The sequence below is a fragment of the Adlercreutzia sp. DFI.6.23 genome (assembly GCF_024462535.1).
Lineage (GTDB): Bacteria > Actinomycetota > Coriobacteriia > Coriobacteriales > Eggerthellaceae > Adlercreutzia > Adlercreutzia rubneri.
In genome coordinates, this window is record NZ_JANGBP010000012.1 from 67,654 (window position 1) to 82,630 (window position 14,977).

Annotated in this window: 13 protein-coding genes and 2 tRNA genes; 13 read left to right on the forward strand and 2 right to left on the reverse strand. The window is 64.3% G+C overall.

The window, feature by feature from the left end:
• Positions 1-36 precede the first annotated feature (36 nt).
• The 4 genes from gatC (at position 37) to NE591_RS10975 (ending at position 4,470) form a co-directional block, all read left to right on the forward strand.
• Positions 37-348, forward strand: coding sequence for an Asp-tRNA(Asn)/Glu-tRNA(Gln) amidotransferase subunit GatC (gene gatC / locus NE591_RS10960; RefSeq protein WP_114540205.1), 312 nt, complete (start codon positions 37-39; stop codon positions 346-348).
• Entirely contained in the window at positions 348-1,841 is a 1,494-nt protein-coding gene (gatA, locus tag NE591_RS10965) for an Asp-tRNA(Asn)/Glu-tRNA(Gln) amidotransferase subunit GatA (protein ID WP_114540204.1), read from the forward strand. Before gatC ends, gatA begins: the two co-directional genes overlap by 1 nt.
• Positions 1,842-3,422: an Asp-tRNA(Asn)/Glu-tRNA(Gln) amidotransferase subunit GatB gene (gene gatB / locus NE591_RS10970; protein ID WP_114540203.1), complete on the forward strand. Its 1,581-nt coding sequence runs from the start codon at positions 1,842-1,844 to the stop codon at positions 3,420-3,422. It abuts the gene before it with no gap.
• Positions 3,423-3,654: 232 nt separating this feature from the next.
• Positions 3,655-4,470 (forward strand): Rpn family recombination-promoting nuclease/putative transposase, encoded by an 816-nt coding sequence (locus NE591_RS10975; protein ID WP_114540202.1) that lies wholly within the window; start codon positions 3,655-3,657, stop codon positions 4,468-4,470.
• 73 nt (positions 4,471-4,543) lie between these two features.
• On the opposite strand, the gene NE591_RS10980 is transcribed toward NE591_RS10975, so the two are convergent.
• Entirely contained in the window at positions 4,544-6,328 is a 1,785-nt protein-coding gene (locus tag NE591_RS10980; RefSeq protein ID WP_157013033.1) for an FAD-binding protein, read from the reverse strand.
• 176 nt (positions 6,329-6,504) lie between these two features.
• Here NE591_RS10980 and NE591_RS10985 point away from each other — a divergent pair, with 176 nt between their 5' ends.
• The 9 genes from NE591_RS10985 (at position 6,505) to NE591_RS11025 (ending at position 14,464) form a co-directional block, all read left to right on the forward strand.
• Positions 6,505-7,986, forward strand: a complete 1,482-nt coding sequence (locus NE591_RS10985; RefSeq protein WP_227070598.1) for a LuxR family transcriptional regulator — start codon at positions 6,505-6,507, stop codon at positions 7,984-7,986.
• A gap of 133 nt (positions 7,987-8,119) precedes the next feature.
• Positions 8,120-8,428, forward strand: a complete 309-nt coding sequence (locus NE591_RS10990) for a holotricin-3 (protein ID WP_198161093.1) — start codon at positions 8,120-8,122, stop codon at positions 8,426-8,428.
• Between the two features lie 349 nt (positions 8,429-8,777).
• The gene (locus NE591_RS10995) at positions 8,778-10,121 is read left to right on the forward strand and encodes a phenylacetate--CoA ligase family protein (RefSeq protein ID WP_256156690.1); all 1,344 of its coding nucleotides are present in this window, start codon (positions 8,778-8,780) and stop codon (positions 10,119-10,121) included.
• A 96-nt stretch (positions 10,122-10,217) separates the two neighbouring features.
• Complete coding sequence (locus NE591_RS11000; protein WP_173113452.1) at positions 10,218-10,874, forward strand: LysR substrate-binding domain-containing protein; 657 nt, start codon at positions 10,218-10,220, stop codon at positions 10,872-10,874.
• A 90-nt stretch (positions 10,875-10,964) separates the two neighbouring features.
• Positions 10,965-11,636 carry a 2-oxoacid:acceptor oxidoreductase family protein gene (locus NE591_RS11005; RefSeq protein WP_114540197.1) on the forward strand — a complete coding sequence of 224 codons (672 nt, stop codon included), beginning with the start codon at positions 10,965-10,967 and terminating at the stop codon, positions 11,634-11,636.
• Entirely contained in the window at positions 11,620-12,165 is a 546-nt protein-coding gene (locus NE591_RS11010; RefSeq protein ID WP_114540196.1) for a 4Fe-4S dicluster domain-containing protein, read from the forward strand. The genes NE591_RS11005 and NE591_RS11010 overlap by 17 nt, the downstream gene beginning before the upstream one ends.
• Positions 12,162-13,349 carry a transketolase C-terminal domain-containing protein gene (locus NE591_RS11015; RefSeq protein WP_114540195.1) on the forward strand — a complete coding sequence of 396 codons (1,188 nt, stop codon included), beginning with the start codon at positions 12,162-12,164 and terminating at the stop codon, positions 13,347-13,349. Before NE591_RS11010 ends, NE591_RS11015 begins: the two co-directional genes overlap by 4 nt.
• The gene (locus NE591_RS11020; RefSeq protein ID WP_227070597.1) at positions 13,346-14,263 is read left to right on the forward strand and encodes a thiamine pyrophosphate-dependent enzyme; all 918 of its coding nucleotides are present in this window, start codon (positions 13,346-13,348) and stop codon (positions 14,261-14,263) included. Before NE591_RS11015 ends, NE591_RS11020 begins: the two co-directional genes overlap by 4 nt.
• Before the next feature lie 125 nt (positions 14,264-14,388).
• Positions 14,389-14,464: transfer RNA gene (locus NE591_RS11025), tRNA-Arg, on the forward strand.
• 44 nt (positions 14,465-14,508) lie between these two features.
• On the opposite strand, the gene NE591_RS11030 is transcribed toward NE591_RS11025, so the two are convergent.
• Positions 14,509-14,582, reverse strand: a tRNA-Gly gene (locus NE591_RS11030).
• Positions 14,583-14,977: the final 395 nt, after the last annotated feature.

The window sequence follows — 14,977 nt, forward strand, 5'->3', positions numbered from 1 at the left end:
CACGGCGCGGCCGCTCCCAGAGAAGGAGCGCGATTCATGACGCAGCATCTTTCCGAGGCCGATGTGCGGGGCATCGCGGAATACACCCGCATTGGCCTTGACGCGGAGGAGGTCGTCGCCATGACGGCCGACCTGAACGCCATCATCGACAGCCTGGCGCCTATCACCGAGTTCGACCTCGACGGGGTCGAGCCGACGTTCCATCCCATCGGCGACTTGTCCAACGTCATGCGCGATGACGAGGTGCGCGGGAGCTTCACCCAGGAAGTGGCGCTGGAAAACGCGCCCAAGCAGGAAGACGGCAGCTTCCTCATCCCGTCCATCCTGGGGGAAGGGGGCGATCGCTAATGGCGCGCACCTTCGGAGAAATGGGCATTCGCGAGATTCAAACCGGTCTCGCCGCCAAGGAGTTCTCGGCCGCCGAGGTGACCCGCGGCACCTTCGAGCGCATCGGCGAGGCCGACGGGGCGGTGCATGCCTTCCTGGAAACCACCGAGGAACTCGCGCTCGACGCGGCGGCTCGCATCGACGCCGCCGTCGCCGAGGGGCGCCTCGCCGAGATGGGCCCGCTCGCGGGCGTTCCCGTGGGCTACAAGGACAACCTGAACCTCACGGGCACGCACACGACGTGCTCCTCGAACATGCTGCGCGACTACGTGTCCCCCTACACGGCGACCTGCGTGGAAAAGACGCTGCGCGCCGGCGCTCTTCCCATCGGCAAGCTGAACATGGACGAGTTCGCCTTCGGCGGCTCCACCGAGACCTCCGCCTTCGGCCCCACCTTCAACCCGTGGGATGTCGAGCGCGTGCCCGGCGGCAGCTCGGGCGGAAGCGCCGCGGCCGTGGCGGCGGGCTTTGTGCCGGTGTCGCTCGGGTCGGATACGGGCGGCTCCATCCGCCAACCGGGCTCGTTCTGCGGTCTGGTGGCCGTGAAGCCCACCTACGGCGTGGTGTCGCGCTACGGTGTGGTGGCCTTTGGCAGCTCGCTCGACCAGGTGGGCCCCTTCGCCCGTTCGGTGGAGGATGCGGCGCTCGCGCTGAACGCGCTTTCCGGCCGCGACGAGCTGGACTGCACGAGCCAGCCGTGCGACGTGGACTTCACGGCCAACCTCGCTGAGGGCGCGCGCGGCATGAAGATCGGCATCGTTCCCGCGTTCATGGAGGCGGCCGGTCTTGCGCCCGAGGTGCGGGCGAAGGTGGAAGAGGCCGCGGCTGTTCTTCAAGATATGGGCGCGGAACTGGTGGAAGTGGAGCTTCCACACGCCCAGGCCGCTATGAGCGCCTACTACGTGCTCGGCCCCTGCGAGGCCTTCAGCAACCTCGCCCGCTTCGACTCGGTGCGCTACGGCTACTGCGACCCGGGCCACAAGGATCTGGCCAGCCAGTACGAGGCCAGCCGCGCGAAGGGCTTCGGCCCCGAGGCGCGCCGCCGCATCATGCTCGGCAGCTACCTTCTGTCGGCCGGCGTCTACGACAAGTACTACTATCCGGCCCAGCAGGTGCGCACCCTCATCACGCGCGACTACGCGGCGGCCTTCGAGAAGGTGGATGTCATCCTGTCGCCGGTGGCGCCGACCACGGCGTTCAAGATCGGCGAGATCTGCGACCCCACCGAGATGTACCTCGCGGACATGTTCACCATCTCCATCAACATCGCCGGCAACGGCGGCCTGTCGTTCCCCGTCGGCCTCGGCGCCGACACGGGCCTTCCGGTGGGTGTGCAGATCATCGCGCCTCCCTTCAAGGACAAGAACATGTTCCGGGCGGCGGCGGCCTTGGAGCAGCACTACGGCCCGGCGCCCGTTGCCCCCGATTTCGCCGACGGAAAGGTGGGTGCGTAAATGAAGACCCTCGAAGAGGTATTCGAGACCTGGGAGGCCGTCATCGGTCTGGAGATCCACGCGGAGCTGACCACGCTGGAAACCAAGATGTTCTGCGGCTGCAAGTTGGAGTTCGGCGCGGCCCCCAACACCCACACCTGCCCGGTATGCCTGGGGTTGCCCGGGGCGCTTCCCGTGCCCAACCGCGCGGCCATCGAGTCCATCGTGCTGGCCGGTCTTGCCACCAACTGCGACATCGAGAAGCACTCGATGTTCTACCGCAAGAACTACATGTACCCGGATATGGCGAAGAACTTTCAGACCACTCAGGGCCCCATCGCGTTCTGCATGCGGGGCCACCTTGACCTGGACGTGGACGGCAGGGGCGCGACCGAGCGCTACCGCCTGGACGCGCTCGCCCCCGGCGAGACGGAGGACAACATCACGCGCACCGAGGACGGCTACGTGGCGCATGTGGGCATCACGCGCATCCACATGGAGGAGGACGCCGGCAAGATGGTGCACCTCGGAGGCGGCGAGGGTCGCATCGCCGGGGCCACGCAGTCGCTCGTGGACTACAACCGCGCCGGCACGCCCTTGATCGAGCTGGTGACCGAGCCCGATCTGCGCACGCCCGAGGAGGCGCGTCTGTTCATGCAGAAGCTGCGCCAGATCTACCTGGCCTTAGGGATCTCCGACTGCTCCATGGAGGAAGGTTCCCTGCGCTGCGACGGCAACGTGTCGCTGCGCCGCCGCGGCGCCACCGCGTTCGGCACCAAGACCGAGCTGAAGAACATGAACTCCTTCAAGAACCTGCACGACGGGCTGGCCTACGAGATCTGCCGCCAGGCCGAGGTGCTCGAGGAGGGCGGCGTCATCTACCAGGAGACGCGCCACTGGGATCCGTCCGCCAAGCGCACCATCGTCATGCGTGTGAAGGAGACGGCTGACGACTACCGCCTGTTCCCCGAACCCGATCTGGCGCCCTACGACTTGTCCGACGAGTTCATCGAAGGGGTGCGGGCGAAGCTGCCGGAGCTGCCCGACCAGAAGGCCGCGCGCTTCGCCGCCGATTTCGGGCTCACTTCCTACGATGCGCGCCATCTGGTGGAGCACCGCGCTACGGCCGACTTCTTCGACGAGTGCATGGCGCTTGCGAAAGCCGAGGCGGACGGCAGCAAGTTTGCCAAACCGCTCGCGAACCTCATCATCAACGACGTGGCCGCGTGGCTGAACGCCCACGAGGGCACGCTGCTCGCCGACACGCCGCTGACGGCGGCCCGGGCGCTTTCGCTTGTGAAGATGCTTGCGGATGACACTATCTCCTCGAAGCAGGCCAAGGAGGTGTTCGCGGCCATCATGGACGAGGGCGCCGACCCCGAGGCCATCGTGGAGGCCCGCGGCATGAAGCAGGTGTCGGACACCGGTGCCATCGAGGCCGTGGTGGACGAGGTCATCGCCGCCAACCCCGATGAGGTGGCCCGCTACCGTGACGGCAACACCAAGGTTATCGGCTTTTTCGTCGGCCAGTGCATGAAGGCCATGCGCGGCCAGGGCAACCCCAAGATCATCAACGAGCTGCTCGCCAAGAAACTGGGGTAGGGAAGCGAAGTCGTCAATTTGTTTTAAGTTGCGAAAGGCCGCCCTTCAAGGTGCGGCCTTTCGTTAAGAAGGATGCCGAATTTTTCAAATTTGATCTCCTTTCCTCTTGCAATCATCGGTTCAAAACCCTATAATAGAACAAATGTTCTTACGGTTTCATGAGAGGTGAAATCGAGGCTGGGGAGCCCCTAACCCGGAAACGGGGACAGCCGCTGAGGAGAAAGGGGCTGCCATGACCAGCCGTATACCCATATCCAACAACTTCATGTTCGGGCGTGTGCTCTGTCGCGAAGACATTTGCCGCGGGTTCTTGGAGCGCGTTCTCGGCACCGAAGTGGGCTCTATCGCCTATCTCAACCGGGAGCAGGTGCTTCAGCCTACAGTGGCATCCCGCGGTGTGCGGCTTGACGTGTACGCCGAGACTGCCTTGGGCGTCATCGATGTAGAGATGCAAGCCAATCCCCACGCCGATTTGGGGCGTCGCCTGCGCTACTACCAGGCGAGCATCGATTCGGGACTTCTCGACCAGGGCTCGTCATGGAGGGATCTGCGCGACAGCTACATCATCTTTGCCTGCGATTTCGATTGGCTTGGAGCTGGTTTCCCGGTGTATACGTTTGATCGTCTTTGTCGCGAGAATTCCGCCCTATCGGCCCAGACGGGCTCTACGTGGGTGGTGCTGAACGCTTGTGCTGGAGCCATTGCGCCCAATGAGGGTCTGCGGAATCTGCTAGAATATATTCGAAAGGGTGCGGTAGCCCCCGATGACGAACTTATCAGTGCCATGGACGCAGCAGTTTCCGCGGCCAACGAGGACAGAGAGTGGGTGGGTTCCGTGATGACCGTAGGAGATCTGTTGGATGATGCTCGTGCCGACGCCATTGCCGAAGGCTTGGCTGAGGGCCGCGCCGAGGGCCGTGTTGAAGGTGTTGCCAGGATGGCTGCCCTTGCCGCGAAACTGGCAGAAGATGGCCGCGCCGAAGACGCCCTAGCCGTCATGGCCGATCCTGTGGCGGCCGAGGAACTTCTTCGGAAGTATGGTTTGTAGTAGCTTCCCGTGAAAAAGGCCGCGCCCTGGGAGGGACGCGGCCTTTTTTGGGAGGGGAGGGCTCGGTCGGGGGTTACTCGTTCTCGGCGATGTGCTTGCCGGTGAGATAGCCGAAGGTGATGCAGTTGGCGCCGTAGTTCGCGCCTTCCACCATGAAGGTGTAGTTAGTCGCAAACATATCGCCCACCATGGTGCCCACGTTATACAGGCCGGGAATGGGATTGTCCTCCTTATCGCACACGCGCATCTGCGGATCGGTGGAAAGGCCGCCCAGCACGGTGAGGAAGATGAGCATGCCGCCGCTGGACTGGCCGTAGTAGGGGCCGTCGCCGAAGGCGTGCAGGCAGCTGGGGTCCTTATGGTAGTCGGTGTCCTCGCCGGCCAGACACAGCTCGTTGTAGTGGTTCACGGTCTCAATGGTCTCGGGTGGCAGCCCCAGCTGTTCGATGACGCTCTCCAAGGTATCGCCCTTCACCATGGCGCCGGCCTCCACATCGGCGTCCCACGACTCCACGATAGCCGCGGCCTTCGCCGCCGGGTCGCCTTCCAGCATCGAATCGTTGTTCCAGCTGCCGGACAGCTCCACCTGGGAGGCGTAGTCGTGGCCCCACAGGGCGAACACGGTCTTGCCGGGCTGACCGAAGTTGTTCATGCCGGCGCAGGGCGACAGGCAGTTCTCGTTCATGAAGCGCTCGCCTTTGGTGTTCACGAGCAGGCCGAGGAAGTTGCTGTACAGGTTGCGCGGGCCGGGGCCGAAGAAGCCGCCCATCACGCAGTTGGGGAAGATCTTCTGCCAGCCGGCGCCGACCCACAGGCCCATGCGCTGGCCATCGCCCTTGAACAGGCCGCCGTACTGGAAGCCCGCGTCGTAGTTGGGTTCGCTGTCGTACACCTCGTCGGCGATATAGGGAGCGTAGCTGGGAGCGTAACGGTACATCATGTCGCGGTTGGCCGAGAAATCGCCGGTGGCGAGCACGACGGCCTTGGAACCGGTGTACTTCGCATAGCTGCCGTCTTCCCGCGAGCAGATGACGGCGGTCACGCGGCCGGTGTTGTTATCCTCGCGTACCAACTGCTCGCCCTTGGTCTTGAAGTCGATGCGGCCGTCGAGCTCCTCGGTGAGGCGACGCGCCAGCTCGTTCACGAGCAGGGGCTGCATCATGCCGGTGCTCACAACAAGGTCGGGATCGGGCTCTTGGCCCGGGCCGTAGTCCCAGCCGATGGAGCACGTCTCGTAGTACAGGCTCGTCGGGGAGCCGGGAGTGCCCTTCTCCACCTTCACGGCGTAGCCGGCGCCTTCCATCATGTCGATGATCCAGTTCATGGCCGTCTCGCTGTTGTTGTAGTGTTTGTACCACTTGGCCTCGTCCACTTGGTTGCCAGCGTAGAAAATCTCCTTCTGGAACATGAAGGGAGTGAGCTTGTCGAAGCCTTCGCGCTGCATGGCCTTGCAGAACACAGCGTTGTTGGAGCCGCCTCGGGAAACGGGTTTCTCAGAGGCCGATACCACCACAACGTTCAGGCCTTCCTCGGCGGCGGACACGGCGGTCACGAGCCCTGCGGTACCGGCGCCCACCACCACAAGGTCGGCCTCGACGGTTTCGGCGATGGAATCCTCGGCGATGGGCTCCGGCGGAATCTCGAAGGCCCATTCCTTCTGGGAGGTCTCGGCGGTTTGGGCGCCTGCGCCGGCAGAACCCTCCGTTGCGCTGCCGCCCTCGGTTTTGGCGGCGCCGTCGCTGCCCTCGATTTTGGGTGCGCTGGGAGCGCAGCCGGCCAGGGCGCTTCCGGCCACAATGGCTCCGGAGGCGAGTGCCCCCTTCAAGAAGGAACGGCGTCCTATTGCATTGCTCGTCATGAGTTCCCCTTCCTGTTGGTTGTCGCAATGGTCGAGCTGCCGCCATTGAAGCTCCATTTCGGTCGCGATGAAACCCCCGTAGGCCGCCAAATTGTCCAAATCGGCGAATTGGCCCTTCTAGGGGGATACGATTTCTGCCCATTTCGGGGATACTTTTTACCCAAGGAGGGCTTTCTATGGCTTATGAGACTTACGAAGAGAAGCAGAGAACGATTGCCGATCCGTCCGACGAGGGAGGAGCTTCCCTGCGCCCTTTGAGGGATGCGGTGTTTCGCCATCGCTTTCTGTTTCTTGCGCTAACCTGTTATTGGGCGTGGCAGCTCTCGTTCTTCCAAAGTCCCTTAGCGGTGCTTCCCGTCGACGGAATGAGTCCTGTGCCGCTGTCGGCGCTGTTGCTGCTCGGGGCGAGTCTGCTCACGTACCTCTTCGTGTACCGCGAAGATGCCCGTATGGCCTCGTGGGCTGCCCGCCGTCGCTATCTGGTTCTCATCGGTGTCTGCATGGCAGGGGGAACGGCGGCCCAAGGGCTGTCGCCTTTGGCGTCTGGGACGGCCGGAGCGATTCTCTGCGACGGGGGATCGGCGGCTATGGGCGTCGGCGCGGCCCTCTTCGTGGTGGAGGCAGGTCGCGTGTTCGCCCAACTGGGCCCTCGTCTTGCCCTGCTGCTGGGCGTGGCGAGCATTTTCTCAGGGGTAGTGTTGCTTCTCGGGGCGTCGCTCGCTCCTTGGTGCGGCCGCATTGTGCTTCTGGCTCTGGCCGCTCTGGCCGCGGTGGTCTTTCTTCGTGGGGCGAGGCGACCGTTTCCCAAGAAGCGCTTCTACGCATGGGGATTGGAAGAGAAGGTGCGCTTTCCCGTGAAGCTCGCCCTTACCTGTTTCGTGCAGGGGGTAGCCCTCGGGCTCATGTCGCTGCTAAGTGGTGAAGCGGGAGCGGGCTATGCGGGCGAAATGAGCCTCCTGTCTGCGCTTGCTTTCGCTCTCGGCGCGATGCTTATCTTCGCTACGGCGGGCACCTTCAAGATGGACTTCAATCATTTGCTCTATCAGCTGGGTTTTTCGCTCATGGGGCTTGGCTTTCTTGCCCATGTGTGCCTGCCGGGAAACGCCATGGCGGCGAGTTTCTTGTTTGCCGTGGCCCATTGCTACGTGTACGTGCTCATGACCTGCATCTGCTCTTATTTCAGCAACTGCCTGAAATGTTCCCCAGGTTGGATCGTGTCGCTGACAACCCTGTGCATGGTGGCTGGTCAGATGCTGGCCGCCATTCTGGCCGCTGCTCCTTGCACGGTGGCGTCCTCGGTGCCAGTGGCTGTTTCCGGCGCCATGGCGTTTCTTATGCCTACCGTGGCGCTGCTGCTTTTGAGCAACGATAATCCCGTGTCGGGCTGGGGAGCCATTCGGCCGGGCGCTCGCAAGGAAGACGGGGAGGGCGCGCTGTTCGCGAAGATCGCGAGCGATTACGGCCTGACCGCCCGCGAGACCGAGGTGACCGAGTATTTGGCCCGCGGCCGCAACAAGCGCGTGATCAGCCAGGAGCTGGGCCTGGCCGAGGAGACGGTGAAGACCCATATGGGCAACGTGTACCGCAAGCTGCTTGTCCATTCCCAGCAGGAGCTGATCGATCTGGTGGAAGCCGAGCGCGACGCCCGCGACCGGTAGCGAGGGGCCACCGACCTCGGCGGTTGGCTGTGACGGGTTCGTGACAGGGGAGGCGCTCGGGTTCCCCTGCGTGGCGGCAATGGTAGAATCCCAATCAAAAGTCATAAGGTCAGCATTGACGAAGGGATCTTCCATGGGCATCTTCAAGGACGAGAACGGCAACAGCTACGGCGACTGGGCCCATCGCGGCCAGGGGCGCACGCGCGAGAACGCCAACGACATCGTGACCACGGGCGACGAGAAGAAGTGGTACGACCAGACCTTCTGGATCGTGTTCTTCCTCATCGTGCTGTGGCCCGTGGGCCTCGTCATGATGTGGCGCAGCGCCTGCGCCTGGAACACCGTGGTGAAGGTGGTCGTCACCATCGTCATCATCGGCATGGTGGTGCTGTCCTACCAAATGTCCCAAGCCGTGCTGGCCGCTCAGGGTACCATCAGCTAAGTGACGGCGTAGAGGGAGCGCGGGGTGTTCTGACCGAGCGAGTTCCGCAGCGACTGGAAGTGCCCAGTGGGCACTTCCACAAAGCGAGGACTGTTTGAGCGAATCAGAATGCCGCGCGCTCCCGACCGCGAGGATTCACTGCAATGTATTGCCAGATGAAAGCCTGCTATCGTGGTCGCCGATGGCGGGCTTTTCCTATTCCGTATGCCGTTTCCCCTTGTGCGCGCGGACGGCTTCGGGCATCATACTGACCCACGCGAAACTCTGCCGGGTGAATTGCGCTCGGCGCTACCCGGTCGGGCGTTGCGTGCCCGGCATTCAGAAGACCGACACCGGACAAGGAGCAGTGATGGCGAAGAAGAACATTCCCTACGACCAGAAGTACTACGATCCCGAGATCGAGTGCATGCCGCGTCCGGAGCTGGAGGCCATGCAGCTTGAGCGCCTTCAGGAGATGGTTCGCTACGCCTACGACAACACGGTGTACTACAAGCGCTCCTTCGACGAGGCCGGCGTGAAACCCGAGGACATCAAGACCCTCAAGGACTTGGAGAAATTCCCCTTCATCGACAAGAAGACCGAGCGCGAGACCCAGCACGTGGGCAGCTTCTTCGGCGAGATGTGCTCGGTGCCCGAGGAGGATGTCATCTTCATGGCCACCTCGTCCGGCTCCACGGGCGTGCCCACAGTGAGCCCGTTCACCCAGGAGGACTTCGATCTGTGGCAGGACACCGAGGCGCGGCTGTTCTGGCAGGCCGGCATGCGCCCGACCGACCGCTACGTGCACGGCCTGAACTTCGCCCTGTACGTGGGCGGCCCGGACGTCATCGGTGCCCAGCGCTTGGGCGCGCTCGCCATCTGGGTAGGCGCGGTGCCGAGCGACCGCCTCATCTTCGTGCTGCAGCAGTACCAGCCCACCATCATCTGGACGAGCCCGTCCTATGCCTGGACGCTCGGCGAGAAGATCAAGGAGAAGGGCCTCGACCCGCGTACCGACTTCTCTATCCACACCATCATCGTGGCCGGCGAGCCGGGCGGCTCCATCCAGAGCACCCGCGAGGCCATCGAGGAGCTGTGGGACGCGAAGGTGGTCGACTTCTTTGGGCTCTCCGACATCTACGGCGCCTGCGCGGCCATGTGCGAGGCGAAGGACGGTCTGCACATCGTGGAGGACCAGATCCTCGTGGAAACGGTGGATCCGGTCACCGGCGAGGTGCTCGAGCCGGGCAGCGTGGGCGAGCTGGTGTACACCACGCTCATGAAGAAGGCTCGTCCCATGATCCGCTTCCGTACCGGTGACATCGGCTACTTCTCCACCGAGAAGTGCGAGTGCGGGCGCACCTTGGGCCGCATCCACATCACTGGCCGCAAGGATGAGATGTTCATCGTGGGCGCCGTGAACGTGTTCCCCTCCGACGTGGAGTACGTGGTGCGCGCCGAGAAGGGGCTCACCGGCGAGTACCTCATCCGCGTGTACGACGAGAACTTCTCCACCCGCTACGAGGTGTCCGTGGAGCGCGCCCAGGGCTCCGACGAGCCCTTCGACGCCGTGGCCGCCCGCGTGACGGCGGCGCTGAAGGCCCACACCGGCGTGAAGCCGGCCCGCGTCATCGTCTACGACGCCGGCAAGCTCGGCACGTCCTCCGAGCACAAGGCGAGCCGCTTCATCGACGAGCGCAGCAGCGCGAAGTAGGCAGCGAATTTTCGATCCGAAAGCCGGGCGAGGCGCTTCGCCCGGCTATCGGGTATCATGTCACTCGAAGAGATCCCATCGAAGAAGGGAACCTGTATGACCTCTTACGATTTCGCCATTTCGGGACAGCACTACCTGTTCGACGTGCAGTCCTTCGCCCACACCATCTTGGCGGCCGGCGGCGACGCCTATTCCTATGCGCTTCTGGATCGCACGACCCAGGGCGTCATCGACGATGTGGCCTCGGGTGCTGCCGAGCTGGGCGTCATCATGCAAACCTCGACGACCGAGGACGCGCTGAACTCCGCTCTGGCCGAGGCCGGACTGGCCTTCCACGAGCTGGCCGTCTCCGCGCCCTTGGTAGCCCTTCCGGCAAGCCATCCCTTCGTGAACGCGAAGAGCTTGAGCCTCGAGCAGCTGGCTGATTTCCCCTATGTGTACTTCGACCAGGGTCCCGATGCCCCCGTCGCGTTTTTCGAGGAGGCCCTGTCGGAGGTGCCGCGCGCCAAGAAGGTGGCCTGCACCGACCGCGCGTCGCTTACCGAGCTCATCATGGCCATCAACGGCTACACGGTGACGAGCGGCATTCTCGTGGGCATCACCGACGGCAGCGCGCTCACCACCATCCCGCTGGAGACCGACATCAAGCTGCATCTGGGCTATGTGACCGCCGACAACCGTGAGCTGTCCGTCATGGGCGAGCGCTTCGTAAGCCATCTCGCACGCAGCTTGGACTTGTACGCGAACCGATAGGGAAGAGCGATGCTGCCAGTGAGGCAACGACAGGTATAATGAAGGGACGGGCGAGAGACCCGTCCCTTTCTTTTCACGTAAGGAACCACTATGTTGGAATTCATTTGGCATGCCCGGGGTGGGCAGGGGGCCTTTACGGCGGCCCGGTGCCTGGGGGCGGCCGCAGCGCTGTCGGCAGGCGCCTATGCGCTGGCGTTCCCCACTTTCGGCCCCGAGCGGCGCGGCGCCCCCATGCGGGCGTTCACGAAGATCGACACCGCTCCCATTGGCGACCGCAGCGCCGTGCATCGGGCCGCGTTCGTCATCTATTTGGACGAGACGCTCGTGGAAGACGGCTGGGAGGACGAGCTCGCCCCCGGCGGCCTCATGCTGCTGAACACGAAGCGGGCCCTTGACGACCCGCGCATTCTGGGAATCGACGCCGATGGCATTTCCGCTGCCGCGCTCGGCCGCCCCATTCCCAACACGGTGTTTCTCGGGGTCATCCCCGCGCTTGCGGCGGCCGTGACCATCGAGGACATCCATGCCGGCATCTGTGCCACCATGCCCGAGAAGCTGCACGCGAAGAACTTACGCATCGTGGATGCCGCCTTCGCCGAGGTGGCCTCCCGCGAGATCGCCGCCACGCGCGACCTGGTGGCCGCCGAGCAGGCGGCGACGGATGTGACCGCCGTGCTTTCCGAGAAGGACGCTATGTTCTCGCTGGCCGCCGAGATGCTCGTCGAGGGAGAGGGGAGGGATTTCGATGTCCGCGATTGCTAGTCAGAGCCGCCGCCCCTTCACGCCCACGTTGCGCGAAGGACTCGCCGCGCGTCCGAGCCAGTTCGCCCGCTCCACCTGCTTTGAGGCGGGGCACCTCACCTCGGTGAACGCCGGGTGGCGCAGCGTGCGGCCCGTCATCGATGCCGAGCAGTGCACGCTCTGCCTTAACTGCTATATGTACTGTCCCGACGGCACCATCGCGAAGGTGCGCGACGACGAGGGAGTGTGCGTGGCCGTCGTCGTCGACTACGATTTCTGCAAGGGCTGCGGCGTGTGCGCGAAGGTATGCCCCGTGCCCTGCATCGCCATGGTGGACGAGCACGCCGGCGAGAACGAAGGGGCGGCTGAGACGGCCGAGACTCTGGATGAGACCTCGCCCTCGAGTGGCGTTGCCGGGGTTTCGGGTGTCTCGACCGAGCGAGTTCCGCAGCGACGGGAACAGGACTCAATGTCCTGTTCCCCAAAGCGAGGACTGTCTGAGCGAATCGAGATTCCCGAAACCCCCACTGGGAAGGGAGGCTTAGCATGAGGAATTTCCTTTCCGGCAACGAGGCCTTCGCCGAGGGGGTGCGGCTCGCTCGGCCCCAGGTGATCTCCGCCTATCCCATCACGCCCCAGACCACGGTGGTGGAGGCGCTGGCCTCCATGGTGGAGGACGGAAGTCTTTCCGCCGAGTACCTGCACGTGGAAAGCGAGCACACGGCGCTCGCGGCCGCCATCGGCGCCGCGGCCACGGGCGCGCGCACGTTCACGGCCACCTCGTCCCAGGGGCTGCTGTACATGGCCGAGTGCCTCACCTACGCTTCGGGCGGCCGGTTCCCCATTGTGATGATGAACGCGAACCGGGCGCTCGCGCTGCCCTGGAACATCTACGGCGACCAGCGCGACTCGCTGTCGCTGCTCGACCACGGTTGGATCCAGGTGTACGCCGAGAGCAATCAGGAGGCGCTCGATCTGGCGCTCATGGCCTACGCCGTGGCGGAGGATCCGCGCGTGAGCCTGCCGGTGATGGTGAACGTGGACGGCTTCGCGCTCACCCACACCTACGAGTCGGTGGAGGTGCCCACGGCTGATGAGGCCGACGCCTTCCTGCCTCCCTACCGCACGGCCAACAAGTTCGATTTCGAGAACCCCGTGAACATTGGCTACTCGGCAGGACCTGACTTCAATCGCTACTACCAGTACTGGCACCATCGCGACATGCTGGCCGTCGGGGCGGTGGTGGAAGAGGTGGAGGCGCGCTTCGCCGAGGTGTTCGGTCGGGCGTATCCCGGCATGGTGGACGCCTACCTTTGCGAGGACGCCGATTTCGTGCTCGTCACGCTGGGCTCGGCGGCCGGCCTTGCCCGCGATGTGGCCGACGAGCTGCGAGCGGCGGGCAAGCGGGCCGGTGTGCTGCGCATCCGCTACCTGCGGCCGATGCCCGATGCCGCTCTTGCTCGGGCGTTGGTCGACGCGGCGGCCGTGGGCGTGCTGGAGCAGGACATCTCCTTCGGCGGCACCGGCACCGTGTACGCGAATGTGCTGGCATCGCTCGCCCGTGCGGGCGTTGTGCGACCGAGCGCGAACTTCATCGGCGGCCTCGGCGGCGACGACATCAGCCGCGAGGCCATGCGCGGCGCCTTCGCCCACTTGGAAGCCCTGGCGGCAGGGGAGGGCGCCTCGGGCGAGGTCGTCTTTTTCGGCGTGGAAGAAGAGGGGGGAAAGCGATGACCGTGAACGCGCGCACCATTACCGACGAGGAGTTCTTCTACGGGCACAAGGCGTGCCCCGGCTGCGGAGGCGCCCTAGCCGTGCGCCAAGCGCTCAAGGTGCTCGGACCCCATGCGGTGGCGGCGCTGCCCGCTGGCTGCATGAGCGCCACCGGTTTCAACTTCCCGCAGCTGGCCTTCGGCGACAACGCGATGATCACGCCCTTTGCGGCCACGGCGGCGGTGCTCTCGGGCATCGAGGCGGGCCTGCGCGCCCAGGGGGCGGCGCCCGAGGACGTCACCGTGGTGGGTTTCGCCGGCGACGGCGGCACGGCGGACATCGGCCTGCAGGCGCTCTCCGGCGCCATCGACCGCAACGACGACGTGCTCTACATCTGCTACGACAACGAGGCCTACATGAACACGGGCATCCAGAAGTCGAGCCTCACCCCCTTCGGCGCCTCCACGACCACCACACCGGCGGGCAAGCGCGAGCACGGCTGCCTCACGCAGAAGAAGAGCCTGTTCGACATCGTGGCGGCCCATCGCATCCCCTACGCGGCCACGGCCTCGGTGGGGTATCTGAACGACTTCATCAAGAAAGTGGAACGAGCGCGCGATATCAAGGGCACCCGTTTCATCCACGTGATGGCACCGTGTCCCGTGGGCTGGGGCTTCCCTTCGGCCGACATGGTAGACGTGGCGCGCGAGATCGTGGATACGGGCCTGTGGTACCTCGCCGAGTACGAGGGTCCCGCGCTCACGGGGGCGCCCGGCGGCACGTTCCACTTGAACCGCGACCCCAAGTCGTTCAAGCCCATCGAGCCCTACCTGCGCCGCCAGGGACGCTTCTCCGCCGACGACGGAGCCGATCTGGCCCTCATCGAGCGCGCTCGCGACGAGCGCTGGTCCTACATGCGCGAGACGTGGGGGTAGGGAAGGGCTGCCCCTGCGAATAGCGGCGCTTTCGAACGCTGAGGGCGCGGGTTCGTCTTCGAGGTTTGCTGCGCGAGAAGATGCGCTATAATGGCTTGCGACCGGGCGACCCCGGCGAACGTTAAGCGCCCATGGCTCAACGGATAGAGCAACGGACTTCTAATCCGTAGGTTGTAGGTTCGATTCCTACTGGGCGCACCAGAAAAGAAAACGGCCCCGTCGCAGTGACGGGGCCGTGGCATTTCTGGAGCGGGTGACGGGAATCGAACCCGCGTTATCAGCTTGGAAGGCTGGAGTTCTACCATTGAACTACACCCGCAGAGGCAGAGGGGATTATACCCCAATCCTCAAGGCTTTCGTCTCAAATCCGATGAATAATCCATTAAGCGGTCCACGCACGGCAATCGTACGGCAACACCGAAGGGCGGCCTTTTCTGGAGCTGGTATCGGATCCGCGCGACTGCCTTTGGAGGATCGGGTGTCGCGAACCGGTGTCGATATCCGGAGGTTTGGAACTTGGGAGCGACGAACTGCCTGAAAATGCACGAGATCGCGAGTTGTAAGCGTCCCGGGGGTGCGGACAGTTACTTGGACAGCGGCCTACGCCGCCAGCCCCAACCGCCTCCTGCGGTTGTCTATCGTATCGTAGACGGTCCTGCCGCCCTCCCGGAAGGCCTTTAGACGGACGGTCGAGTAGGCGGCCATCCACCCGTC

Excerpts from the sequence above, each read along its gene's own strand:
- NE591_RS10975 (WP_114540202.1), top strand. The coding sequence starts at position 3,655 with ATGACCAGCCGTATACCCATATCCAACAACTTCATGTTCGGGCGTGTG.
- NE591_RS10990 (WP_198161093.1), top strand. The coding sequence starts at position 8,120 with ATGGGCATCTTCAAGGACGAGAACGGCAACAGCTACGGCGACTGGGCC.
- NE591_RS11005 (WP_114540197.1), top strand. The coding sequence starts at position 10,965 with ATGTTGGAATTCATTTGGCATGCCCGGGGTGGGCAGGGGGCCTTTACG.
- gatA (WP_114540204.1), top strand. The coding sequence starts at position 348 with ATGGCGCGCACCTTCGGAGAAATGGGCATTCGCGAGATTCAAACCGGT.
- gatB (WP_114540203.1), top strand. The coding sequence starts at position 1,842 with ATGAAGACCCTCGAAGAGGTATTCGAGACCTGGGAGGCCGTCATCGGT.
- NE591_RS10995 (WP_256156690.1), top strand. The coding sequence starts at position 8,778 with ATGGCGAAGAAGAACATTCCCTACGACCAGAAGTACTACGATCCCGAG.
- NE591_RS10980 (WP_157013033.1), bottom strand. The coding sequence starts at position 6,328 with ATGACGAGCAATGCAATAGGACGCCGTTCCTTCTTGAAGGGGGCACTC.
- NE591_RS11010 (WP_114540196.1), top strand. The coding sequence starts at position 11,620 with ATGTCCGCGATTGCTAGTCAGAGCCGCCGCCCCTTCACGCCCACGTTG.
- NE591_RS11000 (WP_173113452.1), top strand. The coding sequence starts at position 10,218 with ATGACCTCTTACGATTTCGCCATTTCGGGACAGCACTACCTGTTCGAC.
- NE591_RS11015 (WP_114540195.1), top strand. The coding sequence starts at position 12,162 with ATGAGGAATTTCCTTTCCGGCAACGAGGCCTTCGCCGAGGGGGTGCGG.
- NE591_RS10985 (WP_227070598.1), top strand. The coding sequence starts at position 6,505 with ATGGCTTATGAGACTTACGAAGAGAAGCAGAGAACGATTGCCGATCCG.
- gatC (WP_114540205.1), top strand. The coding sequence starts at position 37 with ATGACGCAGCATCTTTCCGAGGCCGATGTGCGGGGCATCGCGGAATAC.
- NE591_RS11020 (WP_227070597.1), top strand. The coding sequence starts at position 13,346 with ATGACCGTGAACGCGCGCACCATTACCGACGAGGAGTTCTTCTACGGG.